The organism is Corynebacterium macginleyi (genome assembly GCF_003688935.1).
Taxonomy (GTDB): Bacteria; Actinomycetota; Actinomycetes; order Mycobacteriales; family Mycobacteriaceae; genus Corynebacterium; species Corynebacterium macginleyi.
This window is the reverse complement of the sequence record NZ_REGE01000007.1, coordinates 22,915-46,408: the sequence shown is the minus strand read 5'-3', so window position 1 is coordinate 46,408 and position 23,494 is coordinate 22,915. Positions and strand designations below refer to the sequence as shown.

The following is a 23,494-nucleotide window of genomic DNA, read 5'->3' as shown; positions in this document are numbered from 1 at the left end:
AAAGGGCAATAAGAAAGGGCGGGCAGAGACCGTATGCGTTCAGTTGATGACCAGTTGGCGCTGGTTACTGATGCGGTGACGACCCCGGAGCCGGTGCGGATGAGCATTTCTAATGCGCTGGGGCTTATGTGCGCCGAACAGGTGCAGGCCAATCAGCCCTTACCGGGCTTTCCGCAGGCGGCCATCGATGGTTATGCGGTTCGCGCCGTTGACATCGGCGGTGAGCGCGGGCTGAAGGTTCGCCGCCCGAAAAACCAGGATCAGCCCGCAGTGCAGGGCAGCGGTGAGGGCGAGGAGCCGCCCGCACAAGCTGAAGACGCCGCCGCACCCGCCCAACCAGAAGTTGAGCGATCCCTGCCCGTCGTGGGCGAGGTCCCAGCCGGTTCGAAGCAGCCGCTGCGCCTGCAGCCTAAGCAAGCGGTGCGGGTCTATACGGGCGCACCCTTGCCCACGCTTGCTGATGCCGTCCTCCCCCTGGAGTGGACCGATCGCGGTCGTAAACGCATTACGGCGCACCGAACGGTTCGTTCAGGCGACTTCGTGCGTCGAGTAGGCGATGATATCCAGCCGGGCGATGTCGCCGTATCTTCCGGCACCGTCTTCGGCCCGGCGCAGATTGGCCTTTTGGCCGCTGTGGGGCGCTCTAAGGTGCTGGTCTATCCGCGGCCGCGCGTCACTATCGTCTCTTATGGCCGCGAACTGGTTGATGTGGACAAGGAACCAGGCCTGGGCCAAGTTTTTGATGTGAACTCCTACTCCTTGGCTGCCGCTGCCGAAGAAGCGGGGGCGGACGTGGCTCGTGTGGGGATTGCCGAAGGCGAGCCGCGCCGCATTAGGGAAGTGCTAAAAAACCATATCGCGCGCAGCGAAGCGCTCGTTATTACAGGTGCCGTTGGTGGTGCTGGTGCCGAGCAGATCCGGGAGATTTTGGCGGAACTCGGCGATATCGACACCTCCCGCGTGGCCATGCACCCGGGATCCGTGCAAGGCTTTGGGTTGGTAGGAGATGAACGGATCCCCACTTTCCTCCTTCCCTCGAATCCGGTATCGGCGTTGGTTATTTTTGAAATCTTCGTCCGCCCCTTGATTCGTCTGGCCTTGGGCAAGCGCAATGCCCACCGCCGGGTGGTGCGTGCCCGTGCGTTGAACCACATTGAGTCACGCCCCGGGCGCCGTGGTTTCATTCGTGCCCGGTTGATGCGCGATGCCGAGACCGCCGATTATTTGGTTGAGGGGCTCGGCGGGGCTACCGGTGCACCGGCACACCTCTTGGCGGGACTGTCAGAGGCCAACGCCATGATTCAAGTGCCGGAGGAAGTCACTGAGATCCGTCCCGGTGACGTCGTGGACGTCTTATTCCTTACCCAGCGCAGCTGATGCTCGATCTATTCGGTACCGCTGCCGGGAAACTGCGCCATCCAGGCACCGGCCCCACCCATGATCTGCATCCCGGTTGGCCGGAGTCCACGCCAACGGTGCAGCTGCCTCCTGCTGCAGTGTTGCCGTCTGGCGGGCAGCTGCGGCTGCGCCCCTTGTTACGCTCGGATGGCTCTGAGTGGCGGCGTCAGCGCATAGAGGATGAAGCATTGCTCAGGCCGGTCGAGCCGACCCAATCGACTACCTGGGCGGAAGCCCATAGCCCGCAGGCCTGGTGGAATTACCTCATATACTTGTGGAACTCTGCGCGCAATGCGCAGGTAATCCCGTTGGCTATCGAGCTGGCGGGTAAGTTTGTGGGCCAGTTAACGCTCGGCAATATTCAGCACGGTAGCATTCGAGATTGTTGGATTGGCTATTGGGTTTATTCTGCCGTGCAGGGCGCAGGGGTTGCCACCGCGGCCACAGCTCTGGGAGTGGATCACGCCTTTAGCCGGGTAGGCCTGCACCGAGTGACCGCAACCTATCTGGAACAAAACCCCGCCTCCGGGCGCGTGTTGGAGATTAACGGTTTTCGTTCCGAGGGTTATTTTCGTCGCAACCTGCATATCGACGGCGCCTGGCGGGATCACCATTTCGTGGCCTTAGTCAAAGAAGACTACTCCTCCACGGCGGTTGAGCGGCTGCGCCAAGCAGGACGTTTGGTGTAAAGCGTATCCTTAATCGTCAACGATACCTTCTCAAATTTCACATGCGTAACAATATTGGATTTTATGGCCGTTGTAGGCCTTGTAGTGGGCATTGAGTGATTACAGTGGAGTAATCATTTGCACCCCAAGGGAAGGTCTTTAAGCCGTGTCCACAGCTGTGCCCATTATCGCAATCATCGTGGTGTGGCTCTTCGTGCTTGCGCCATGGCTACTGGGGAGGAGTAATCGCCCGATGAGCCATACCGGCGAGGCCTTTGATGATACCCGCCTGCTCTTTTCTGGCGATTCCGGCAATGTTGCCGGCCGTCGGCGCCCGCGTCTGCGGGCCGATGATGTCCACCGTAGCGCTTCTGATGATGACGAAGGCTGGGAGGTCGTATCTGCCGCCGGGACGGAAACGGAGCGTGAGCCAGATCAGGAGACAGATGTTGATGGTCTGCTGATCGGTGAAGACGCAGAGCATCGCATTTCTCAAGCACCGTCGCGGACCATCGCCGGTGCGGCCCGCCGCGCTCGAGCGCAACCTTTTGGCGTCGGTGGCCGCGCATACTACTCCGCCGCCGTTGAGAATGAGATAAATGCGCAGGATAAGGACAGCACTCCAGCTGAAACCATTGAGGGTGAAGTCATTGAGGAATCTGCGGTTCCAACAGCTGCCACTGAAACCATTGATGCGAAAGATGCCACCGAGGTCGGTGATAGCGCGCACATGTCTAGCGCTTCCGCAGGTTCGGATGCGGGTGCGGATGATGCCGATAATGTTTTGCTCGATGATGACGAGCGCGCCGCCGGGCAAGATGGCGGTGTACAGCGCAAGCCCAGCCGCCGTGATGCGGTTGCTCACTCTACCGAATCTTTTACCGCACCGGCCAGTGCGAACATCGCCGAGGATGCGTATAACTACGACGAGAGCTACACTTCCCCGGTAGATGTGATGTATCGGGGCGCGGTTGATCCTGCTCCAGTCGTTGATGCAGAAAAACCAGACTCAGCGGAGTCGGTCGCCGGAGATTTGGAGTTGGAGCTGGACACTACTCCAGAGGAATCGGCCGAAGCAGGTTCCCACGGTGCTTATGGTGCCGAGGACGCGGCTGTGAGCACAGACCTCTCTGAGGATGAGGTGGCATTCGCGCAACGCCGCCTTGGTCGCGGTGGCTGGGACCCGGTGGCGGATAGAGAGAAGTCCGCTACGCGCTACCAGCGCCGCCAGCGCATGCTCATTGGTCTCGCCACCGCCGTAGTCCTGACTGTGGCCTTGGGCAGCGTGGCCGGCGGATGGACCTGGTGGTTGGCGGGAATCGCCGGCGTTTTGACCGGTGCCTATTTGGCGGCGTTGCGCGCGCAAGTCCGCCAAGAACAAGCGCTATTGCGCCGCCGGGTAAAGCACCTGCGCCGAGCGCGGTTGGGTGTACGCAACGCGGACGATGAAGCGTTGAATATCCCCCGCAACCTACGCCGACCGGGTGCCGTTGTCGTCGAAATCGATGATGAAAGCCCCGACTTTGAGCACCTTCCCTTAAGCTATAGCGATGATGAGGGTGGCGATTTCGGGGGCGTGCACGCAGGCCCTAATCGGGTGGGGCGCCGCGATGACCTGGCTGCTCGCCGGGCAGGCTAATTAGCCTGCTGCACCCTTGCTGCCTGGAGCTTCTTGGTTTCCTCCGGCCAAACGCCCGAACTTGCTCGACGGTGGGAGCCCAAGAGGTGGGTATCGACCATACCGATGGCTTCCATGAGCGCAAAGCAGGTCACCGGCCCCACGAACTTAAAACCTGCCTTCTTCAATTCCCGGGACATTGCCTGCGATTCTGGGCTCTTCTTCGGGATGTCCTCCATAACCTCGGGGTAGATATTTTCTGCGGGTTGAAAACTCCAAATGAAATTCGCTAGCCCTCCGCTCTTGCGCAGCTCAATGGTGGCTTTTGCGTTGTTAACGGTCGCGCGGATCTTGGTTTCGTTGCGGATAATGGTGGTATCGGCAAGCAGGCGCTCCACCTCGGGCTCGCCGAAGTCTGCGATCTTTTCCGGATCAAAGTGGCAAAAGGCCTCGCGGAAAGCGGGGCGCTTTTTTAAAACCACGGCCCAGGATAACCCAGCCTGGAAGGCCTCCAAGCTCAGGCGCTCAAAAAGGCCCGCCTCGTCTGTAATGGGAAGGCCCCACTCGGTGTCGTAGTAATCCTTCAACAGCGACGATGATACGGCCCACGGCGTGCGGGCTACTCCGTGTTTGTCATAAGCCAGCGGCGTGCGGTCTGTGGTGGGGTTTTTATTGTCCATGTCAGGTTGTCCTTTTGGTGTGTAGTACCTACTTATTCTCTTCTTCCCATTGAAACAGTGATGACCGCAGTGGTGCAGTGCGAGTGTCTCTAGATGGTGAAATTGCAAGCTAGCGTGGTCGAGCGGTGGCGTCTTCGCGTTGGGGTGGGCATTCGATGTAGTCTATTGACCATGAATAGACCTGCCGTTCGTGATGCCGCATTGCTGCTGTTTCGGGCAGTCCTCGGACTCATTTTTATCGCGCACGGCGTGGACAAAATGTTTATGGACGGAATGGATGAGACAGTGGGGCAGTTTTCTGCCCTCGGCATCCCACAGCCACAGATTGCCGGTTATGCCACCGCAATCGGGGAAATGATAGGTGGCGCCTTCCTCGTCATCGGTTTATTGACCACCTTTGCCGCGGCGGCGCTTGCCATAGTGATGGTAGGAGCGGTGTACTTCGTGCACTGGGGAAATGGCCTCTTTAACGGAGACGGTGGCATTGAGTACCCAGTAGTCTTGTGTCTGTCTCTGCTGATGATCGTCGTTTTTGGTGCTGGTCGGGTGAGCTTGGATAGGGCGTTAAGCAATGTTGACACATAGTCAAGTGCAAGCGGCGATATCCTCCCATCTGGATGGGGAGGAAGCGGAGCTTTCCGTCGATGTCATCGACGCCCACCTAGAACACTGTGCGGAGTGTCGGGCCTTTCGTGATAAGGCCGCGGCACTGTCGCGCTCCCTTAGCTTCGTGGAACCGGTAGATTCCGGAATGGCCCCGCCGACCGACCTATCGGAAGTGATCTTCGCTGGGGTAGAACCGGAGTGGAAGCGGGCTTCGAGTGCCAGGCAAGCCAACCTCTCGGTGGCGCGCATCGCCTTGGTAGTCATGGGCGTTGTCTTTGTTGTGTGGGCCATCGTGGAGGTGGTGCGTGCCTCCGGCCTAGTGCCGTTGGGCGCAGAGGAGTCGGTGTTGGACCCTGCGGCCGATCCAGATCGCGCCAATTTGTTGATGGAAGGTGCGGCCGTGCGCTTTGGCATGGCATGCGGCCTGCTGTGGAGCGCCTGGCGTCCTGCGTCCGTCACTGGGCTTTTCCCAGTATCAGCCACGATGTTTGCTTTCTTATTTGGCTTTGGCGTTCGTGATATTGCGCTCGGTACCGTCACCATTGACCAGATCTATTTCCTCATTGCTACCGCACTGTCGACGATGAGCCTGGGCTGGGCGTGGGCGGCCGAGAAGGGCTACCTGGTGCGAGCGTGGTGGAAGTCCCTGAATGCGCAGCCATATTAAAACGGGTGGTTTTCTGCCATCTACTTCCAGCTGGGCAGCCACATCATGGATTGGTACCAAGATTCCGGGATGATGAAGCCGTATAAGATGGGCGCGAAGTAGAAAAACATCGCAACTACCAGGGCAAGGTAGCAGGCGGCGGCAAACGTGCCCCGGCGTATCGATCCGCCAGCGATACACAGTATCCACCGCCACTTTATGGGAGCGCCACGACCGACCATTTGGCCCAGTGTGAGGGCAAGAAGCACGATGATAAAGGGGATAAACGCGGTGGCATAAAAGAAGTACATCTGTCGGTCAAAGGCCGCTAGCCACGGGAGAAATCCGGCGGCAAAGCCCACGAGGGGAATGAGGAAGGCGCGGTTGCGGCGGATGATAAAAGACCACAGCCCCCAAAGCACTGCGGGGACTACCAGCCACCAGATCGCGGGGGTGCCAAAGAGGTAGAGCATCTTCCGGCATTCGCCACCGCCGCTGCATTCCAGATCCGTACTGGAGTAGTACAAAATGGGCCTGGCCCCGGCTAGCCATGCCCACGGCTTGGAATCCCACGGGTGATGATGGCCACCAGAAGAGGTCAAGCTGGCGTGAAAATCCAACACGGAGGAGTGGTAATAAAACCAGCCGGCCACAGGCTCCGGTAGGTGCATGAACCAGGAGTCCTGCCCGATGGTCCCATCCACCTTGGCATGCCGGTAGACTGCGGTCTCTGAGGAAAACCACGCGCGCCAGCTCCACACATACATCAACACAGGCACAGCTACTAGGGAGGCGAGGGCGGCGGGAGTATCGCGAAGCAGCGTGCCCACAATATAGCGGCGGATGCCATACTGGCGGCGCAACGCGAGGTCACTAAAGACGCAGAGCAGGCCGAAAAACATTATGTAGTACAGCCCAGACCACTTAACGGCAAGGGACAAGCCCAAAAAGACTCCGGCGGTAAAGCGCCACCACCGGAAGCCAAAGCGCGGCCCGAATGGGGAGGTGCCCATCCCGCCGCTAAGTAGGGCGTGGTGGAGGCGCTCGCGCATCTGCTGATGATCGCGGGCCAGCGCCCACGCGGCGGCAACAATGAAAAAGACCTGGAAGATATCCAGCATGCCAAATTTCGCCGAGACCAAGAGGACGCCATCGCAGACCGCTATTATGCCGGCAAATGTAGCAACCTGCCAGGAAAAAGACAGCCGGCGGGCCAGCGCCATGGTCATCAGGACGGTGCCGATACCGAAGAGGGCCGTCATAACGCGCCAGCCCAGCGGGGTATAACCAAAGACCCATTCCGATAGTGCAATGATCTGCTTGCCCAGCGGTGGGTGGACCACGAGTCCAAAGCCCGGGTTGGTCTCGATACCGCCGATGAACAAGTTATCCCAGCTTTTGACCATGTCCCAGGCCTGGGGGACATAGTGCTTTTCATCGAAGACGGGTGTGCCCTGAGATACCGGTGCGGTAAGCCCCACGAACCGGGTAAGTAGTGCGAGAACGGCGATGATGCTGGTGCTTATCCAATCGGCTTTGTCCCACGTATAAGTACGCGGTGCCGACGGGGGCACGCGGTTATGCAGGGGATGCGGTGGGCCGGCGGAGGCAGCGGTAGCAATAGTCACGAGGAAGAGTTTAGGCTATGAGCCAGCGTGCGGGCGCATAGAAGAATATGGAATGCTTGAGGCATGTCAGCTTTAGGTCTAGAACCACTTCCGCGCGGCGTCATCCTCGCCGCCACACCCTTGGGAAATGTCGGTGATGCTTCAGCGCGGCTGATGCAGGCTTTGGCGCATGCTGATGTCATCGCTGCCGAAGATACCCGTCGCGTGCGCAACCTTGCCCAAGCCCTGGGCATTGAGATTTCCGGGTCCGTGGTGTCTAATTTCGACCACAATGAACAAGCTCGTGCGCGCCAGCTTATCGATGCTGCTCAGCACGGCACCGTCCTCGTTGTCACCGATGCCGGCATGCCGATCATTTCCGATCCGGGCCTGTCCCTCGTTGCCGCGGCTGCCGAACGCGATATTCCCGTGACGTGCTTTCCGGGTCCATCGGCGGTACCCACGGCGCTTGCACTTTCCGGCCTGGGCGTGGGGCACTTCCTGTTCGATGCATTCCCACCGCGCAAGGCTGGCCCGCGAAAGGCGTGGTTGGAATCGCTGCGTAATGAAAAGCGCGCTATCGTGTTTTTTGAATCGCCCCACCGGATAGCCGAGACGCTTGCTGATGCCGCACAGGTCCTCGGCAGCGACCGCCCCGCCGCGGTGTGCCGCGAGTTGACCAAGACCTACGAAGAAATACGCCGTGGTACGCTTGCGGAGCTGGCCGAATGGGCCAGCGGCGGAGCGAAGGGTGAAATTACCGTGGTGATAGAAGGCGGAACTGGCGCTGCCGTGACCGCCGTTGACCTCGTTCCGCAAGCCTTGGAGTTGGCCGAAGCTGGCATGCGTCTAAAAGACGCGTGCAAGCAGGCCGCCAAGGGTACTGGGGTGTCCAATCGGGAGCTCTATGATGCCGCTGTGGATGCCCGCTAACCGCCTGCGGGCCGAGTACTTGTGGAATTGCCCCAGGTTATTTCAATTCGGTGCATAAAAGGTCACAATGGGTTGTGGTAACAGGTCTGTTCGCGCTTCCGCATATGTTATTGAATCGTTATACTTTAGAAGTGTATGAAGTCTAAAGGGCTTCTAGGTGGGAATATTCCACCTATAGACATACAGGAATCTTATTAAGATACCCAAAAATGTGCGTGAGCTGGGCGTTTAGTGAAAAAATAGTTTGAAAAATCGGAGTTTGCCTACCACAGTAGAAAGCATGACTAATACCGAAAACAACGGCGCTGGTGTGCCCGAAGAAGGCAAGGGGCCGGGCGAAGCGCCTGCTCGGACTATTGCTGCTTCGAGTAATCAGCCGATTGAGGATTATCAAACGGTAGAAGAAGAGCTGGATGAGCAGACTGCGACCAGCCAAATCCAGGACATGATTAACTCTGACGGGTTCCACCCAGAAGAGTACGAAGATCCGAAAGTTGAGATCGCCGCAGACCGCGATAATATCCCGATTGACTGGACCATCATGGGGATTGCCGGTGTCCTCGTCGCCGGCTTCGTTATCTGGGGCCTTGCCGCCCCGGAGAACTTCGCGGACTTTTCCGCCGCGGCACTGACGTGGGTCGTTGATACGCTCGGCTGGGCCTACGTGCTCTTTGGTACCATTTTCGTAGCCTTCGTCATCTTCATTGCATCCTCCAAGTTCGGCTCCATCAAATTGGGACATATCAATGAGGAACCGGAATTTTCCACGCCTTCGTGGATTGCCATGATGTTCGCTGCCGGCATGGGCATCGGCCTGATGTTTTACGGTGCCTCCGAGCCGTTGGCAAACTACCGTGACGGTACGCCCGGCAGGGGACCAGAAAATGTAGGCTCATCCATGGCCTATGCAATGTTCCACTGGACGCTGCATCCCTGGGCTGTCTATGCCATTGTTGGTTTGGCTATCGCGTACTCCACCTACCGCATTGGCCGCAAGCAGCTATTGAGCCAGACCTTCGTGCCGCTCATCGGAGAGCGCCGTGCGAATGGTGGATTGGGGAAGGTTATTGACATTCTTTCCATCTTCGCCACCGTCTTCGGTACTGCCTGCTCCCTGGGGCTTGGTGCATTACAGATTCAGTCCGGCCTGAAAGCGTCTGGCATCATCGAAAACCCAACTCAGTCCGTGGTTATTGGTATTGTCTTGGTTTTGACCTTGGCCTTCTTGCTGTCCGCACTTTCCGGTGTGGGCAAGGGGATTCAGTACGTCTCCAATGCCAATATGGTCTTGGCAGCGGTGCTGGCCATTTTCGTCTTCATCTTGGGTCCGACCGTGACCATCCTGAACCAGATTCCGGGATCTATTGGTAACTACTTCAACTACTTCACCGAGATGATTGGCCGTACCGCCGAATCCGAAAACGGCACCGCCGGCCAGTGGCTGTCTAGCTACACTATCTTCTATTGGGCATGGTGGGTGTCTTGGTCTCCCTTCGTGGGCATGTTCTTGGCGCGCATTTCTCGTGGCCGTTCTGTCCGCGAGTTCTGCTTGGGCGTCTTGCTGATACCAGCGGGCGTATCCACCTTGTGGTTCGCCATCTTCGGTGGCACCGCAATCCACATGGAGCAGAATGGTCAATCCATCACCGGGGAATCCGCCGAGGTAGAACTGTTTAATCTCCTGCACAACCTGCCTGGTGGTTTCATTGCCGGCGTCGTCGCCGTCATCTTGCTGTCCACCTTCTTTATCACCTCCGCAGACTCCGCTTCTAGCGTGATGGGTTCGATGACCCAAAATGGTGCCGCAACCGCGAAGCCATGGCTCTCCGCTCTCTGGGGTGCTTTGACCGCAGCTGTTGGTTTGACCCTGCTCCTTGTCGATGAAAACGCGCTGTCTAACCTGCAGAACGTTACCATTGTGGCGGCACTGCCGTTCTTGTTTATCGTTATTGGTTTGATGTTCGCCCTTTATCAGGACCTGAGCCATGACATTATTTACCTCGAGTACCGCGAGACGCAGCATTTCCAGCGCAAGCTGGCCCGCGAGCGCCGGTTGCACCGTGACTACCAGCGGATGCAGGTGCTTAAGAAACGCCGCAAAGAGCTTTTGAAAAACCCGATGAAGCGCAAGTAGATAGCGTATTTACCGGCTTCGGTAGCGGGTTCTTTGCGCTAGTACAGGTCATGTGCCCTTAACGTGTGTTCGTGCAGGTGCTTCGATAAACTGATCTCCATGACTGAGTCTTTAGTAGTAAATGTTGCCTGGCCATATGCCAATGGCCCGCGCCACATCGGTCATGTGGCTGGCTTTGGTGTTCCCTCTGACGTATTCGCCCGCTTTCAGCGAATGCGTGGCCGCAACGTACTCATGGTCTCCGGTACGGATGAGCACGGCACCCCGTTGCTGGTCCAGGCCGATAAGGAAGGTGTGTCCGTGCGCGAACTGGCGGACCGCTATAACCGCCAGATAGTCAACGATCTAGCCAATCTCGGCTTGTCCTATGACCTTTTTACCCGCACCACCACCCGTAACCATTACTCGGTGGTACAAGAGCTCTTCAAGGGCTTGAATGAGAATGGCTACATGTTGAAGGAGGCCACCAGGGGAGCAATCTCCCCGTCCACCGGCCGCACGCTGCCGGACCGCTATATCGAGGGAACGTGTCCCATTTGCGGAGCGGACGGCGCCCGCGGCGACCAATGCGATAACTGCGGCAACCAGCTGGACCCGGTAGACCTTATTGATCCGGTATCCAAGATTAATGGCGAAACCCCGCAGTTCGTGGAGACCGAGCACTTCCTATTAGATCTTCCGTCCCTTAAGGACGAGCTGCAAAAGTGGCTTTCTACCCGCGAAGATTGGCGCCCGAACGTACTGAAATTCTCCCTGAACTTGCTGGAGGATATGCGCCCGCGCACCATGACCCGTGACATCGACTGGGGCATTCCTATTCCAGTGGAGGGGTGGCAGGATAATAACGCGAAGAAGCTGTACGTGTGGTTTGATGCCGTCGTGGGCTACCTGTCCGCCTCTATTGAGTGGGCATACCGGACCGGCCAGCCGGAGGCATGGAAAGAATTTTGGCAGGACCCAGCAACCCGCCACTATTACTTCCAGGGCAAGGACAACATCACCTTTCATTCGCAGATTTGGCCGGCGGAATTGCTGGGCTACGCGGGCAAGGGTTCCAAGGGAGGTGAGCTGCACCAGTACGGTGAGTTGGATCTGCCAACGGAAATCGTGTCCTCGGAGTACTTGACAATGTCTGGCTCTAAGTTCTCCTCGTCTAAGGGCGTGGTGATCTACGTTAAGGACTTCTTGGCAGATTTCGGGCCGGACCCTCTGCGGTACTTCATTGCTGTGGCTGGACCCGAAAACAATGACGCGGACTTCACGTGGGATGAATTCGTGCGCCGCGTCAATAATGAGCTGGCCAATGGTTGGGGCAACTTGGTCAACCGCACCGTATCCATGGCGCACAAGAACTTCGGCGAAGTTCCGGTCCCTGCGGCTCTGGAGGAACGCGATAAGGCCATTTTGCAGCTGGCAGAGGAGACTTTCACCACCGCGGGCAACCTGCTGGAGCAATCCAAGTTTAAGCAGGGCATCGTCTCTATCATGCACGTGGTGGGTGAGGCCAATGCTTATATCGCATCCCAGGAGCCATGGAAACTGGCGAAGGATGAAAACCAGCGCGAACGTCTGGCTACCGTTTTGTGGACCGCCCTACAGGTCGTGTCTGACTGCAATGTGATGCTCACCCCGTTCTTGCCGTTTACTGCGCAAAAGGTGCACGAAACCTTGGGACGTACCGGTGAGTGGGCCGCACAGCCAGAGGTGCGCGAGGTTAAAGACGATATCCCGGTTGAGTTGGTGGGTGTGGGGCTTCCCCCGGAAAACCACGAATATCCGGTGATTATGGGCGACTACACCCAGCAGCAGGCCAAATGGGAGCGCATTCAGGTGGCACCGGGGACTACCTTGGCAAAGCCAAAGCCGCTTATTTCCAAGCTGGATCCGGAGCTCGGGGAAACTGGCCCGGAGTGGGCACCGGTGATGAACTAGGGGGATTTCCCCGGGCTTAGATATCGAAGGCGCAGTGGTCAGTTCCTAAGATTGAGGGCCGGCCACCGCGCTTTTATCATGCCTCCACGGTTATGCTTAGCGCTGGAAATCGCGCTGTAGGTGAACCAGGCCGAGGCGCACGCCGTCTTTGGTGTGGATATTGGGCATGCGGCCAGTTTCTTTAAATCCAAATTTCTTATGCAGCGCAATGGAACCGGCATTGGTATCGACGATATAGGTGATCATGGTCTCGACATAGGGATCGTCGGTGGCGATATCCACCAGGGCATCGAGAAGCTCAGAGCCTACGCCCTTGCCCTGGGCCGCCGGGGAGATGTATATGGAATCTTCAACGGTGCCGTAATAGATAGCAGGCGTAACGAATTGAAAGTAGGCGGCCCAGCCGATGATTTCATCATCGTCTACGGCAACGAGTACGGGTGAGCCCGCCTTGAACATTTCCTTCAGCCAATCCTCGCGGTCTGAAGCCTCTTCTTGCCAGGTAATGAGGTTTTTGGCCGGTTTGGCAGCCGAGGCGGTGTTGTAGATGGCGGAAATAAAGGGGGCATCGGCAAGCTCGGCGGGGCGAATATGCATTAGTAGTCCTTATACACCAGAAGTTCTAAGTGGCTGAGGCTAAGCCAGTGATCGAATCTGTAGGTTACCTCTTTGAGAGTTCCACGTTTTCAAACCCGCACCTTTCATGCAACTTCAATGATGCCGTATAAGTAGACACACTTAAGGAAAGCAGTCCATTTCTTAATGTGGCGCCGGTGCTCTTCGGGCTTAGTTACGCTGGTCGGATTAACATAGCTGCCACTATTACAATTGCAGGTATGCCTAAAAAGAAGCCACGTCCTACTCCCGTTCCCGCCCCAGGGCTCAGCGGTCTCAGTGACGCGCATACCCATCTGTTCTCGCATAAAGATACCGACGAGGTGCTGATTAACCGCGCCCGCGCAGCCGGGATATCTCGCCTGGTTACGGTAGGCGATGACCGCTGCGAATCAGAGGCGGCCCTTGCGACCGCGCGCGCGTTTGCCAATGTGTATGCTGCCTGTGCCATCCACCCGGTACGGGCGAATGAGCTAGACGCGCCCACCAAAACCGCGTTGGAGGAAATGGTGGCGGACCCGCGGTGTGTAGCGGTGGGGGAGACCGGCATGGACGCCTACTGGGTCCACCACGAGCCGGAGACAACGGCGAGCTTGCTCCAGCAAGAAGAATCCCTGCGCTGGCATATCGATCTGGCGGTGCGTGCCGGTAAGGCGCTTATGATCCATAATCGTGAAGCGGATGAGGACGTGCTGCGCATTCTTGCCGATGCCCCGACTCCACCCACCGTCATGCTCCACTGTTTCTCCTCTCCTCTGCGGGTGGCAGAAGAAGCGCTCGAGCGCGGTTATGTCTTGTCTTTCGCTGGCAATGTCACCTTTAAGCGCAATGCGGAACTGCGCCAGGCGGCGGCGCTGGCTCCGGCGGGGCAATTGCTCGTGGAGACTGATGCGCCGTTTATGACCCCGGAGCCATTTCGTGGGCAGCGCAATGAGCCTTCCCTGATTGGCCATACCTATGACTGCATTGCCCGGGTGCGCCATCAAACTACTCAGGCATTGGCGGCAGAGGTTAATGAGACATTTGACCGAGTATATGGGCTTAATGGCACACGCAAGTGATTATTATCACATAATTAAATCCGCTGGTCGCTGGTGGTATAGGTGTTGGATGTGGTGCCTGTTTTCGCCAGTTATAGCTGTGGTGTAGCACTACTCGACTTTCCTCATCCGTTACCGTAATGTTATTGACTGTTCGTTCAGGCTGTATGCCTCTACATTCCCAACTTACTGCTCCGCCGAGGGTAGTGAGGACGCCGCCGCTGGTTTCCCTCCCCAGCGCCAACAATTGTGATACTGGATAGACAGCAACACTGGAGATTGACTACACATGGCACCCCACCACATAAAGCGCATTAATAACTCACGTTCCCTTCCGCTGCGCCTAGCCACGGGTGGCGTCTTGAGTACCCTCGCCGTCGGCGGTGTTGTGGCCGTTGCTGCACAGAAGGAAGTGGTCGTAGACGTCAACGGTGACAAGGTAGAACTCGCTACCTTCGCTAAGGACGTGGATGGCGCCCTGCAGGCCGCCGGCGTGGAGGTGGGCGAGCACGATGTGGTATTCCCTGCACCGTCCGAGTCCGTGGCCGATGGCGATGAGATCTCCGTGCGCACTGCCAAGCCGGTTGCCGTGTCCATCGATGGTGAACAGCAACAGCTTTCCACAACAGATCTCACTGTTTCTGATCTGCTTGAAAACCTGCAGGGGGTAAACCCGGGAGCTGTCGTGAAATCTGGCGATGATGACGTGGATAAAGATGCGCAGTTAAAAGACGGCATGGAACTGGAGGTTGTCTCCCCGAAGATCATTAAGATCAACGATGGTGGCAAGAACACCTACACCAAGATTGCCGCTAAGACCGTGGATGATGTACTCAAGGAGCGAGGTATCAAGCTCGATGGGGATGACCGCGTCTTTCCTGCCAGAGATGAAAAGGTCATCGAAGGCATGGCTATCAACGTAGAGCGGATAGACATCCAAACCGTGGACTCCACAGAGGAATTTGACGCTAACCCGCACTTCGTGGATGACCCCGATCTGGAAGCCGGCGTTAAAGAAGTTCGCGTTCAAGGCGAAAAGGGCAAGCGCGTCATCACCCGCCAGGTCGTTATGAAAAACGGCAAGAAGGAATCTGAAGAGGTCATTAGGGATGAGGTCGTTGTGGGACCAACGCCCGCGACCATTGCCCGCGGCACCAAACAGGCGAAGCCGGAACCGCAGGTTGGTAATTCCGGCGCGGCGGCTCCCGCCGTAGCCAATGGCTCCGTGTGGGATTCCATTGCGCAGTGCGAGTCCACCGGTAACTGGTCCATCAATACAGGTAACGGTTTCTCCGGCGGCCTGCAATTCGCACCATCCACCTGGGCTGGTTTCGGCGGTACCGAATATGCTCCTCAGGCATGGCAGGCCACCCGTGAGCAGCAGATTGCCGTCGCCCAAAAGGTGCAGGCCGCCCAGGGCTGGGGCGCATGGCCTGCCTGTACAGCCAAGCTGGGGTTGCGTTAACGAGCAAGCGCAGCACCGTGCGTACCGCCTCGTACCCCGCGTCAGGACGCCGCGGGGTGCGATTTTCTGCGTTCTTCTACTAGGTTAGAAAACATGACTGATTCCCCGGGCGCCGCGCTTTTAGGCCCAGTAGAAATCCGAGCTTTAGCGGAGAAACTGAGTATTACGCCCACCAAGAAGTTGGGGCAGAATTTCCTCCATGACCCCAATACCATCCGCCGCATCATTGCTACCGCGGACTTGGATCCCGCAGATCGCGTCGTGGAGGTCGGCCCCGGGCTAGGCTCACTGACCCTAGGGTTGGTGGAGACCGTCGCGGACCTCACCACGGTGGAGATAGATCCATCCCTGGCAGCGCAGCTACCGTTAACGGTGGGAGAACTGGCTGCGGACTATGCTGAGCGCTTGCGCGTGGTGGAAAAAGATGCGCTACAGGTAACCCGCGAGGATGTAGCTGAACCTACCGCGCTGGTGGCCAACCTGCCCTATAACGTGGCGGTGCCGGTGCTTTTACACTTTTTGGAGACTTTTCCTACCATCCGCCGCGTGCTCGTCATGGTGCAGCTGGAGGTGGCGCAGCGTCTCGCGGCGCAGCCGGGTAGCAAAGTCTACGGCGTGCCTTCCGTTAAGGCTGCATTTTATGGCCAGGTCAGCCAGGCCGGGACAATTGGTAAGAATGTATTTTGGCCTGCGCCTAATATTGCCTCCGGCCTGGTGCGCATTGATGTCTTCGATACCCCGCCCTGGCCCATCGACGATGCCGCGCGTGCCGCGGTCTGGCCGCTTGTCGGTGCCGCCTTTGCCCAGCGTCGCAAGACTCTCCGTGCCGCATTATCGGGCCACTATGGTTCCGGGGCGGCCGCCGAGGAGGCCTTGCGCGCGGCCGGAATCGATCCGAGGCAGCGCGGGGAGAAGCTCGCTGTTGCAGACTTCGTACGTTTGGCAGGACTACAGTGAGCGCGTCACACGAGAATGAGCCGATAACCTATATCGCCCATGCACATGCCAAGGTCAATCTGCACCTTGGCGTGGCGCAGCCGCGGGAGGATGGTTTTCACGAGCTGGTTACGATATTCCAGTCCCTGAGCCTGCACGATACGGTAACTCTAACTGATTTAGGCAATGCCGAAGTGGACAAGGCCCGCGTGCAGTACCTCAAGGTATCCGGACCGCACGCGGTGGGAGTGCCGGAGGATGACACGAATCTGGCATGGACCGCGGTTGACCGCATCATGCAGCACTTATATGTCACCCGCGGGGGCATCAAGATTCCGGAGGTGGGCCTTGAGATTCATAAGGCGATTCCTACGGCCGGAGGCATGGCAGGTGGTTCTGCTGATGCCGCGGCGGCGCTACGCCTTGCCGAGCGTTGCTACGGCCGATATTACGGCATTGATTCGGTAGGAGAGCACATTCTGGATGCCTTGGGTGCGGCTCTGGGGTCTGACGTGCCGTTTACCTTGCTGGGCGGCACGGCACTGGGCACTGGGCGCGGGGAACAATTGACCTCTATGATGACTAGGGGCACCTATCATTGGGCGCTGATCGCCTCTGATCGCGGTTTATCGACGCCTAGCGTGTTCCGCAAACTTGATGAATTGCGCGACGCGGGACGGGTGACCGAGCCGGCCCTTGATACGACGGAGATTTCTCAGGCGCTGATCTCCGGCGAACCCCAGCGCGTAGCGGCGCACCTGCACAATGATCTGCAGCCGGCGGCGCTATCCCTGCGCCCTGATCTCCGCAAGACCTTGGAGGCGGGTATGGACGCGGGCGCACTGAACGGCATCGTCTCTGGCAGTGGCCCAACCTGCGCGTTCTTATGCAGAACCCGCGAAGACGCGGAGGATGTTGCGGCGCAGGTCAGCATAGAAATACCGGGCACCAAGGGTGTTGTAGCCCAGGGCCCGGCTGTGGGTGCGCAAGTGCTCTAGCTGAGAGAAGGTGCTGGGCACCGCCAAGCACGAGCACTAAAGCGCGCTAGAATTAGAGCACGGCCATTTCGACGGGCTTGAAGTCCAGCTCGTAGCGCTTCGTTTCCTTGCCACGCAAGAGGTCGATGATGACAAGCTCCTTCTTCTGCGCGTCCGTGATATAGGCATAGCCATTTGCAGCCTTGAGGATCGGGCCTGGTTGCTGCCACTCCTCGTTTTCTGTCCACGTGGAAATCGCGTCGATCTTTTTGGTGATTTCACCGGAGTCTGGGTCGATCACATTCAGCTTGCCGTCGGTGGTGAGAACCAGGGCCTCGCCCATAGGTCCACGCGCCAGCGAACGGAACCAATAGGAGCCGTCCAAGTCGACCTTCTTAGCGGAGTAATTCTCGGTATCGATCAAGGCCACCGAAGTGGGGTGTTCAGACTCTGCGTCCTTCTCAGTCTTATTATCGGCCAGGATGACGTTCGATTTCTCGGAGCCTGCGGAGTTTCCGGAGCGCTGGTAGCCACCGGCACCGGCGTAGTCGGAGACATCTATCTTATGGAACTTAGAGCCATCAAAGACTACAGGGCCATCTTCGCAACCGAAGAAGAGCTTCCCGTTTTCAGCGGCTGATTCGCCGTGGACCCCGGGGCATTCGGTGGTCTCCTCCAAGACCTTGCCATCTTTATCGAGGTGCTGGATGGTGTGGCGCTCATCCTCGGTGCCCTTAGTGATGACGACGGAGCCGTCCTTCATCGGGACAGCCACGCCGTGGTGCCCCTCGCCGGTCTCGACGGTGTTGACGGGCTTGGCGTCTTTTGAGCCAATGTCTTCGGTCTTATAAATCTGGGCTACGCCATCGCCATCAGAAAATAGGGCGGTGTAACCATCGTGGTGGACTACGTGGCCGGCGTGGGGCGCCTTAATCGTGTCATCACCCAGCTTGGGGTCCGCGGTGTAATAGTGGTTGTGGTCGCCGTGAGCCTTGGTGATGCGGCCGGTATCGTAGGTGAGGAACTTATCGCCCTTGGTCACCATGACGTGGCGGTCATTGCCGGCATCGTTGAGTCGAAGGAAGGCGTCCATCTTTTCTTCATCGAGGATATCGCCGGACTGGGCATCGTAGGTGGTCAGACCGCCGGCGTGGGAGAAGACGATGCGGGTGGGCAGCTCGGCTACCTCGGTCTGGCCTTCTTTGGCTTCCATGCCGTCGTGGGAGTGGCCCTCATGGTCATGATCGTGTTCATGGCTTCCTGCAGCGGTGGATTCGCTGCTATTTTGGGCGTCGCTGTCTTCTTCAGGCGCCGAACAGGAAGCGACCGTCAGTGCTGTGGCAGAGAGAATAGTACAGAGGGTAAGTGTGTGTTTCTTCATACATTAGCAGATTATTGCAAGTGAATTTCGGTAGCAACATGTTCGGGGATGCGGGGGTAGCGGTGGGGAGCTATTAAAATGAAGCTCTGTTATGGCAAACCTGATTAACCTCGAGCAAGTTACCAAATCCTATGGCTTAAAAACCCTCCTTGACGGGGTATCCCTTGGCGTGCAGAGTGGGGATCGAATCGGCATCGTGGGCGTTAACGGCGGTGGCAAGACTACGTTGCTGGAAGTACTCACCGGCATCGAGCCGCCAGATTCCGGCCGCGTTTCTCATACCTCTGATCTGCGCATGTCCGTGGTGACGCAGCGCTTTGATCTGCCCGAAGAGCTCACCATCGCGCAGGCAATCATCGAACCCCTCGAACTCGAGACCTATGAATGGGCCTCCAATGCCAAGGTGCGTGATGTGCTTGGCGGCCTCGGCATCGTCGACTTGGGGCTGGATACCCCGGTTAGCTCCCTGTCCGGCGGCGAGCGGCGTCGCGTGAACCTGGCTGCAGCGCTGGTGCAGGATTTAGATCTCGTGGTGCTCGATGAGCCCACGAACCACCTTGACGTGGAAGGCGTGAAGTGGCTGGCGGACCACCTGCTCAAGCGTAAACTCGCCGTCATCGTGGTCACCCACGATCGCTGGTTCCTCGATACCATTGCCACCTGGACATGGGAAGTCCATGACGGCAGGGTTGATGCGTTCGAGGGTGGATACAATGACTGGACATTCGCTCGCGCCGAGCGCGCTCGCCAGGCCGATGCGATCGAGCAGCGCCGCAAAAACTTGGCCCGCAAGGAATTGGCATGGCTACGCCGCGGGGCACCGGCGCGTACCTCGAAACCGCGCTACCGAATTGCGGCTGCTGAAGCGCTTATTTCTGATGTCCCCGAGCCGCGCAACAAGGTCGAGCTCATGTCCTTTTCCAAGCAGCGCCAGGGCCGTGTCGTTATCGAGCTAGAAGATGCCACGATACAATCCCCGGATGGCCGCACCTTGGTGGACCACCTCACCTGGCGCCTGGCTCCGGGCGAGCGCATTGGTCTCGTCGGTGTGAATGGCTCTGGAAAGACCACGCTGCTGCGCGCGCTGGCCGGCGCATACGAGCTTGCGGCTGGAAAACGTATCGAGGGGCAAACCGTGCGCTTGGGCTGGATGCGCCAGGAACTCGATGACTTGGATCCACACCGGCGGCTTCTCGATGTCGTCGAGGATGTAGCCACCTACGTACAGCTAGGAAAAAAGGAACTCAGCGCCTCGCAACTGGCCGAGCGACTCGGCTTTTCCGCCAAGCGTCAGCGCACCCCGGTTGGTGACCTTTCCGGTGGCGAGCGCCGCCGCCTCCAAATAACCCGTGTGCTTATGGCAGAACCCAATGTTTTGCTCCTAGATGAGCCCACCAATGACCTGGACATCGATACGCTCCAGGAACTGGAATCCCTGCTTGATTCTTGGCCAGGCACCTTGGTGGTTATCTCCCATGACCGCTACCTTATCGAGCGCATCGCGGATAATACGTACGCGCTTTTCGGCGATGGCAACCTGACCAACCTTCCTGGCGGCATCGACGAGTACCTGCGCAAGCGTGAAGAAATTGCGGCCGAGAAGAGCACCGGCGTTATAAATCTAGGAGAAAAGAAAGCGGACGCATCGGCACCGAAGCCAGAAAAGAAGCTTTCTTCTCAGCAGGAACGCGAAATCACCAAAAAGATGAATGCTCTTGAGCGGAAGATGCAAAAGCTGGAAAAAACCGCCACGCAGATCAATGAGAAATTGGCCGCTGCGGCAGAAGAAGTCGATACCGAAGCTATGACCCGCCTCGATAGGGAATTAAGGGACACCCGCAGCGCCTATGAGGATTTGGAGGTGGAATGGCTGGAGTTAGGGCAGAAGCTCGAACAGTAGAAGCTCGCATCGCCGGCATCGTCCGCGACCTCGATCCGTGGGGGTTTATCGGCGCTGCCATTTTGTCTACCCTGGGCCTTACTCCTTCCCTTCTGCCCCGCGATTGGCTCTATCAAGGCCTGGTATCGGGTCTTGCCGCCGGCGTCGGATACGTGGTGGGTATCGGCGTGAAGCTGCTGTGGCATCGCTTCATTGTAAGCAAATGGGCGGATAAGTATCCCTGGCTTGCCGCCTCTGCGTGGGAATCAAAGCGCTACCGGTTGTTTGCGCGCTTTGCCAGCTGTGCGTTTATCGTCTGGCTCGTCGGTTTTGTCATTATCGCCGTGCGGTGGCAGCACCGGCTCGCAAACGTGTTTTCCGTGCCCGCTCCGTCTATGCCCAGCTATCTGTTGGTGGTACCTTTGGCGCTGGCGGTATTTACTGTCTTCCTGCTCATCCTGCGTTCTGTTATTTTTCTGGTGGGCTGGCTAGCGCGTCGCTTCCCGCAGCGGTTTCGCTCCACTTATCGCCGCCTCGGGGCAGTATCGATAGTTGCGGTCATTGTTATCTACACGGTAGAAAACATTATTCCCGGTGCCATCGTGGGCCTAGGAGATAGGGTATTTACCGCCCAGAATGCCGCCCCAGATCCAGACGTCCAGCGTCCGACCCTCAGCGAGCGATCCGGATCGCCTACTTCCGATGTTGACTGGGACGGCGTAGGCCTGCAAGGCTCCCGGTTCTTAAGCTCCGGCGCGCATAAGGAAGAGCTAGAGCAGGTGACCGGTAGACCTGCAAAGGAACCGATTCGTGCCTACGCTGGTTTGGGTAACCGCGATACCAATGAGGAGCGGGCGCAGTTGCTTATTGATGAACTCGAGCGCACCCACGCCCAAGACCGCAAGGCCCTTCTATTGACAATGACTACCGGCACCGGCTGGGTATCGTCCTATTCAGCGCAAGCCTTCGAACTGCTCTACGGCGGGGATACCGCCATTGCCGCAGCGCAGTATTCCGCCATGCCGTCCGTGTTCCACTTTCTCGGCGGCGGCAGCCAAGTAGAGCGCGCCGGGGAAGAGTTCATCAACCCCATCGTGGACTGGTGGAATTCGTTGCCAGATGATGACCGGCCAAAGCTCTACCTCTACGGCGAGTCCTTAGGCACGACTGGTATCGAGGCAGCCTTTTCTGGTGTGCGCGATATCGCCAATTCCGTCGATGGCATCTTATTGACCGGCCCGCCCCATTTTAACCGGTTGCGCTCACAGTTTGTAGAACGCCGTGATCCCGGTTCCACGGAGATTTCACCGGTCTATGCTGGCAGCCTCGTGGTTCGCTTTGCCAATGAGGTGGACCAAGTCCGGCGCTGGGGGCGTGTGCCGGAAGAAGAGTGGGGCAGGACCCGCATGCTTTATATTCAGCATCCATCTGATCCGGTGAGTTGGTGGTCAACTGAACTGGCCTTCAAAGAGCCGGATTGGATGAAGGAAGATAGCCATTATTCCCGGCAGCGCGTAATGCAGTGGATGCCCATCATTACTTACCTGCAAGTTGCTGCGGACTTGCCCGGGGCCAAGGATGTTCCCGATGGGGTGGGCCATAATTACGGGACCTCTGTCCTCGATGGCTTCGCGGCCATCGCCGGGCCCGATGTCGCTAGCTCCATTGACTTGGAAGAATTGCAGCGGCAATTCGATAAATTCGATGTAGGTATTTATTAAGCTCTCTGGGCTGCCCTAAATACCGCGTCGTAGCTGCGTTTGTACCGAACGCCGTTAGTGTAACAAAGCTATATCGAAGTGGGTTGTAGCCGGTAATATGCCTTTCGTCCCCGGGAAAGTTATGCCAAGCTGGAAATTATGAAACCGATTCGAAATGCCACCGCAGCAGTCCTGACCACCGCATTCGCTCTGACCGGTACCATGACAGTGGCGTCCGCGGAGCTTGCCGCAGTCCCGCAGGCTCAGCAGGTTTCCACCCTTGCTGAGAAGTTTAGCGTTACTTCGCCCAGCTTTCTTCACGCTGCCCCAGAGACCAAACCGGACGTAGCAGCGGGAGAGGCAGCTGAGGCCGCCGCCGAAGCACAGGCGCCCGAGCTCCCGCAGGTTGCTGCCGATTTGCAGGCAGCCACTGCCCATCATCTGACCCAGGCTGGTCACCATCCAGATGAGAACGCCGCCGCTATTGCGCAAGAATGGGCCGACCAGGGCGCCAACGGTGAGCTTGTGTTTTATGGCGATGCGGCAAGCGGTGTCACCCACACCGAACAAGGCCAAGGCAACGTTTACCGTCTCTCTGCAGAACAAGCCCAAGAGCGCCTCAACTGGTTCAACCAAGGCCTCGAAGTAGCCCCAGGACCCGATTATGGTTATGGCGTGGCTACCACCTATGACGGCGACTTTATCTACATCGCGGAGTACTTTCTCAACTAGTTTTTCCTCCGCGGAGCATGCCCCCGGTTCTTTACAGGCCCGCACTCATGGCACAGCAGCCGTGCCGCAGCGAAGACAACATTGGTAGAATCGGGGCATGATTTTGATTAACGTGCACTTTCACGTAAAGCCTGAATACGCAGATAATTTCCTTGATGAAATAAACTGGTACACCGATGCGTGCAACGCCGAGCCGGGTTGTATTGACTTCAAGTGGTACCGTGATCCGGAGGATTCCCAGCGCTTCCTGCTTGTAGAGTCTTACGCAGATGGCAAAGACGTAGAGCATGTCCAGGGCGAGCACTTCAAGCGTGCCTGCAACGAATTCCCCAAGTACCTCGTTGAGACCCCAGACATCATCAATGTCCACATTGATGGCCGTACTGGGTGGGACAAGATGGGTGAGTTCGCCGTCGATTAATCTCGCTGCTTGGTACCACAGACCGCACTCATGGTTGAGATGAGTGCGGTCTTAATTTATGCACATATCTTACAAGCCACAACCTACATCCCGCGCGCCCTTCGCGCCCACGGGCTCCGATCGCAC

General features: G+C 57.9%; 20 protein-coding genes. 16 read left to right on the top strand and 4 right to left on the bottom strand.

What is annotated here, in order from left to right; genetic code table 11:
• Positions 1-33: 33 nt before the first annotated feature.
• From glp to sepX, 3 genes are all read left to right on the top strand, one after another.
• The gene (gene glp / locus D9V82_RS06400) at positions 34-1,377 is read left to right on the top strand and encodes a molybdotransferase-like divisome protein Glp (RefSeq protein WP_121911596.1); all 1,344 of its coding nucleotides are present in this window, start codon (positions 34-36) and stop codon (positions 1,375-1,377) included.
• Complete coding sequence (locus D9V82_RS06395; protein WP_121911595.1) at positions 1,377-2,087, top strand: GNAT family N-acetyltransferase; 711 nt, start codon at positions 1,377-1,379, stop codon at positions 2,085-2,087. Before glp ends, D9V82_RS06395 begins: the two co-directional genes overlap by 1 nt.
• 145 nt (positions 2,088-2,232) lie before the next feature.
• Positions 2,233-3,705 (top strand): divisome protein SepX/GlpR, encoded by a 1,473-nt coding sequence (gene sepX / locus D9V82_RS06390; protein WP_121911594.1) that lies wholly within the window; start codon positions 2,233-2,235, stop codon positions 3,703-3,705.
• Here sepX and D9V82_RS06385 read toward each other — a convergent pair.
• Positions 3,702-4,364 carry a DNA-3-methyladenine glycosylase I gene (locus D9V82_RS06385; RefSeq protein WP_121911593.1) on the bottom strand — a complete coding sequence of 221 codons (663 nt, stop codon included), beginning with the start codon at positions 4,362-4,364 and terminating at the stop codon, positions 3,702-3,704. The two genes, sepX and D9V82_RS06385, sit on opposite strands and share 4 nt — an antisense overlap.
• A 171-nt stretch (positions 4,365-4,535) precedes the next feature.
• Between D9V82_RS06385 and D9V82_RS06380 the strand changes: the two genes are divergently transcribed.
• Together D9V82_RS06380 and D9V82_RS06375 are read left to right on the top strand one after the other, a co-directional pair.
• Positions 4,536-4,949, top strand: a complete 414-nt coding sequence (locus D9V82_RS06380) for a DoxX family protein (protein ID WP_121911651.1) — start codon at positions 4,536-4,538, stop codon at positions 4,947-4,949.
• Positions 4,936-5,637, top strand: coding sequence for a zf-HC2 domain-containing protein (locus D9V82_RS06375; protein ID WP_121911592.1), 702 nt, complete (start codon positions 4,936-4,938; stop codon positions 5,635-5,637). Before D9V82_RS06380 ends, D9V82_RS06375 begins: the two co-directional genes overlap by 14 nt.
• A 20-nt stretch (positions 5,638-5,657) precedes the next feature.
• Here D9V82_RS06375 and D9V82_RS06370 read toward each other — a convergent pair whose 3' ends face one another.
• Positions 5,658-7,244, bottom strand: a complete 1,587-nt coding sequence (locus tag D9V82_RS06370) for a dolichyl-phosphate-mannose--protein mannosyltransferase (protein ID WP_167449743.1) — start codon at positions 7,242-7,244, stop codon at positions 5,658-5,660.
• Between the two features lie 63 nt (positions 7,245-7,307).
• Between D9V82_RS06370 and rsmI the strand changes: the two genes are divergently transcribed.
• The 3 genes from rsmI (at position 7,308) to metG (ending at position 12,222) form a co-directional block, all read left to right on the top strand.
• Complete coding sequence (gene rsmI, locus D9V82_RS06365; RefSeq protein ID WP_121911591.1) at positions 7,308-8,156, top strand: 16S rRNA (cytidine(1402)-2'-O)-methyltransferase; 849 nt, start codon at positions 7,308-7,310, stop codon at positions 8,154-8,156.
• Positions 8,157-8,436: 280 nt separating this feature from the next.
• Positions 8,437-10,290, top strand: coding sequence for a BCCT family transporter (locus tag D9V82_RS06360; protein WP_121911590.1), 1,854 nt, complete (start codon positions 8,437-8,439; stop codon positions 10,288-10,290).
• Between the two features lie 99 nt (positions 10,291-10,389).
• Complete coding sequence (gene metG / locus D9V82_RS06355) at positions 10,390-12,222, top strand: methionine--tRNA ligase (protein ID WP_121911589.1); 1,833 nt, start codon at positions 10,390-10,392, stop codon at positions 12,220-12,222.
• Between the two features lie 96 nt (positions 12,223-12,318).
• On the opposite strand, the gene D9V82_RS06350 is transcribed toward metG, so the two are convergent.
• Complete coding sequence (locus D9V82_RS06350) at positions 12,319-12,819, bottom strand: GNAT family N-acetyltransferase (protein WP_121911588.1); 501 nt, start codon at positions 12,817-12,819, stop codon at positions 12,319-12,321.
• Positions 12,820-13,058: 239 nt separating this feature from the next.
• Between D9V82_RS06350 and D9V82_RS06340 the strand changes: the two genes are divergently transcribed.
• The 4 genes from D9V82_RS06340 (at position 13,059) to D9V82_RS06325 (ending at position 17,276) form a co-directional block, all read left to right on the top strand.
• Entirely contained in the window at positions 13,059-13,898 is an 840-nt protein-coding gene (locus D9V82_RS06340; RefSeq protein ID WP_183122490.1) for a TatD family hydrolase, read from the top strand.
• Between the two features lie 268 nt (positions 13,899-14,166).
• Positions 14,167-15,342, top strand: a complete 1,176-nt coding sequence (locus D9V82_RS06335; protein ID WP_121911587.1) for a resuscitation-promoting factor — start codon at positions 14,167-14,169, stop codon at positions 15,340-15,342.
• Positions 15,343-15,435: 93 nt separating this feature from the next.
• Positions 15,436-16,299: a 16S rRNA (adenine(1518)-N(6)/adenine(1519)-N(6))-dimethyltransferase RsmA gene (gene rsmA, locus D9V82_RS06330; protein WP_121911586.1), complete on the top strand. Its 864-nt coding sequence runs from the start codon at positions 15,436-15,438 to the stop codon at positions 16,297-16,299.
• Positions 16,296-17,276: a 4-(cytidine 5'-diphospho)-2-C-methyl-D-erythritol kinase gene (locus D9V82_RS06325; protein ID WP_121911585.1), complete on the top strand. Its 981-nt coding sequence runs from the start codon at positions 16,296-16,298 to the stop codon at positions 17,274-17,276. The genes rsmA and D9V82_RS06325 overlap by 4 nt, the downstream gene beginning before the upstream one ends.
• 52 nt (positions 17,277-17,328) lie before the next feature.
• On the opposite strand, the gene D9V82_RS06320 is transcribed toward D9V82_RS06325, so the two are convergent.
• Entirely contained in the window at positions 17,329-18,636 is a 1,308-nt protein-coding gene (locus D9V82_RS06320; protein ID WP_121911584.1) for a hypothetical protein, read from the bottom strand.
• Positions 18,637-18,727: 91 nt separating this feature from the next.
• Here D9V82_RS06320 and D9V82_RS06315 point away from each other — a divergent pair, with 91 nt between their 5' ends.
• The 4 genes from D9V82_RS06315 (at position 18,728) to D9V82_RS06300 (ending at position 23,368) form a co-directional block, all read left to right on the top strand.
• Positions 18,728-20,536: an ABC-F family ATP-binding cassette domain-containing protein gene (locus tag D9V82_RS06315; RefSeq protein WP_121911583.1), complete on the top strand. Its 1,809-nt coding sequence runs from the start codon at positions 18,728-18,730 to the stop codon at positions 20,534-20,536.
• On the top strand, positions 20,503-22,236 hold the full coding sequence (locus tag D9V82_RS06310) for an alpha/beta-hydrolase family protein (protein ID WP_121911582.1): 1,734 nt from the start codon (positions 20,503-20,505) through the stop codon (positions 22,234-22,236). Before D9V82_RS06315 ends, D9V82_RS06310 begins: the two co-directional genes overlap by 34 nt.
• A gap of 138 nt (positions 22,237-22,374) precedes the next feature.
• Positions 22,375-22,947, top strand: coding sequence for a hypothetical protein (locus tag D9V82_RS06305; protein WP_121911581.1), 573 nt, complete (start codon positions 22,375-22,377; stop codon positions 22,945-22,947).
• 97 nt (positions 22,948-23,044) lie between these two features.
• Positions 23,045-23,368 carry a putative quinol monooxygenase gene (locus tag D9V82_RS06300; RefSeq protein WP_121911580.1) on the top strand — a complete coding sequence of 108 codons (324 nt, stop codon included), beginning with the start codon at positions 23,045-23,047 and terminating at the stop codon, positions 23,366-23,368.
• Positions 23,369-23,494: the final 126 nt, after the last annotated feature.

What these genes read in the sequence shown, in the direction of transcription:
- D9V82_RS06315 (WP_121911583.1), top strand. Translation starts at nt 18,728, where the DNA reads ATGGCAAACCTGATTAACCTCGAGCAAGTTACCAAATCCTATGGCTTA.
- D9V82_RS06305 (WP_121911581.1), top strand. Translation starts at nt 22,375, where the DNA reads ATGAAACCGATTCGAAATGCCACCGCAGCAGTCCTGACCACCGCATTC.
- D9V82_RS06375 (WP_121911592.1), top strand. Translation starts at nt 4,936, where the DNA reads ATGTTGACACATAGTCAAGTGCAAGCGGCGATATCCTCCCATCTGGAT.
- D9V82_RS06395 (WP_121911595.1), top strand. Translation starts at nt 1,377, where the DNA reads ATGCTCGATCTATTCGGTACCGCTGCCGGGAAACTGCGCCATCCAGGC.
- rsmI (WP_121911591.1), top strand. Translation starts at nt 7,308, where the DNA reads ATGTCAGCTTTAGGTCTAGAACCACTTCCGCGCGGCGTCATCCTCGCC.
- D9V82_RS06380 (WP_121911651.1), top strand. Translation starts at nt 4,536, where the DNA reads ATGAATAGACCTGCCGTTCGTGATGCCGCATTGCTGCTGTTTCGGGCA.
- glp (WP_121911596.1), top strand. Translation starts at nt 34, where the DNA reads ATGCGTTCAGTTGATGACCAGTTGGCGCTGGTTACTGATGCGGTGACG.
- metG (WP_121911589.1), top strand. Translation starts at nt 10,390, where the DNA reads ATGACTGAGTCTTTAGTAGTAAATGTTGCCTGGCCATATGCCAATGGC.
- rsmA (WP_121911586.1), top strand. Translation starts at nt 15,436, where the DNA reads ATGACTGATTCCCCGGGCGCCGCGCTTTTAGGCCCAGTAGAAATCCGA.
- D9V82_RS06320 (WP_121911584.1), bottom strand. Translation starts at nt 18,636, where the DNA reads ATGAAGAAACACACACTTACCCTCTGTACTATTCTCTCTGCCACAGCA.
- D9V82_RS06350 (WP_121911588.1), bottom strand. Translation starts at nt 12,819, where the DNA reads ATGCATATTCGCCCCGCCGAGCTTGCCGATGCCCCCTTTATTTCCGCC.
- D9V82_RS06300 (WP_121911580.1), top strand. Translation starts at nt 23,045, where the DNA reads ATGATTTTGATTAACGTGCACTTTCACGTAAAGCCTGAATACGCAGAT.
- D9V82_RS06360 (WP_121911590.1), top strand. Translation starts at nt 8,437, where the DNA reads ATGACTAATACCGAAAACAACGGCGCTGGTGTGCCCGAAGAAGGCAAG.
- D9V82_RS06385 (WP_121911593.1), bottom strand. Translation starts at nt 4,364, where the DNA reads ATGGACAATAAAAACCCCACCACAGACCGCACGCCGCTGGCTTATGAC.
- D9V82_RS06310 (WP_121911582.1), top strand. Translation starts at nt 20,503, where the DNA reads ATGGCTGGAGTTAGGGCAGAAGCTCGAACAGTAGAAGCTCGCATCGCC.
- D9V82_RS06340 (WP_183122490.1), top strand. Translation starts at nt 13,059, where the DNA reads ATGCCTAAAAAGAAGCCACGTCCTACTCCCGTTCCCGCCCCAGGGCTC.
- D9V82_RS06335 (WP_121911587.1), top strand. Translation starts at nt 14,167, where the DNA reads ATGGCACCCCACCACATAAAGCGCATTAATAACTCACGTTCCCTTCCG.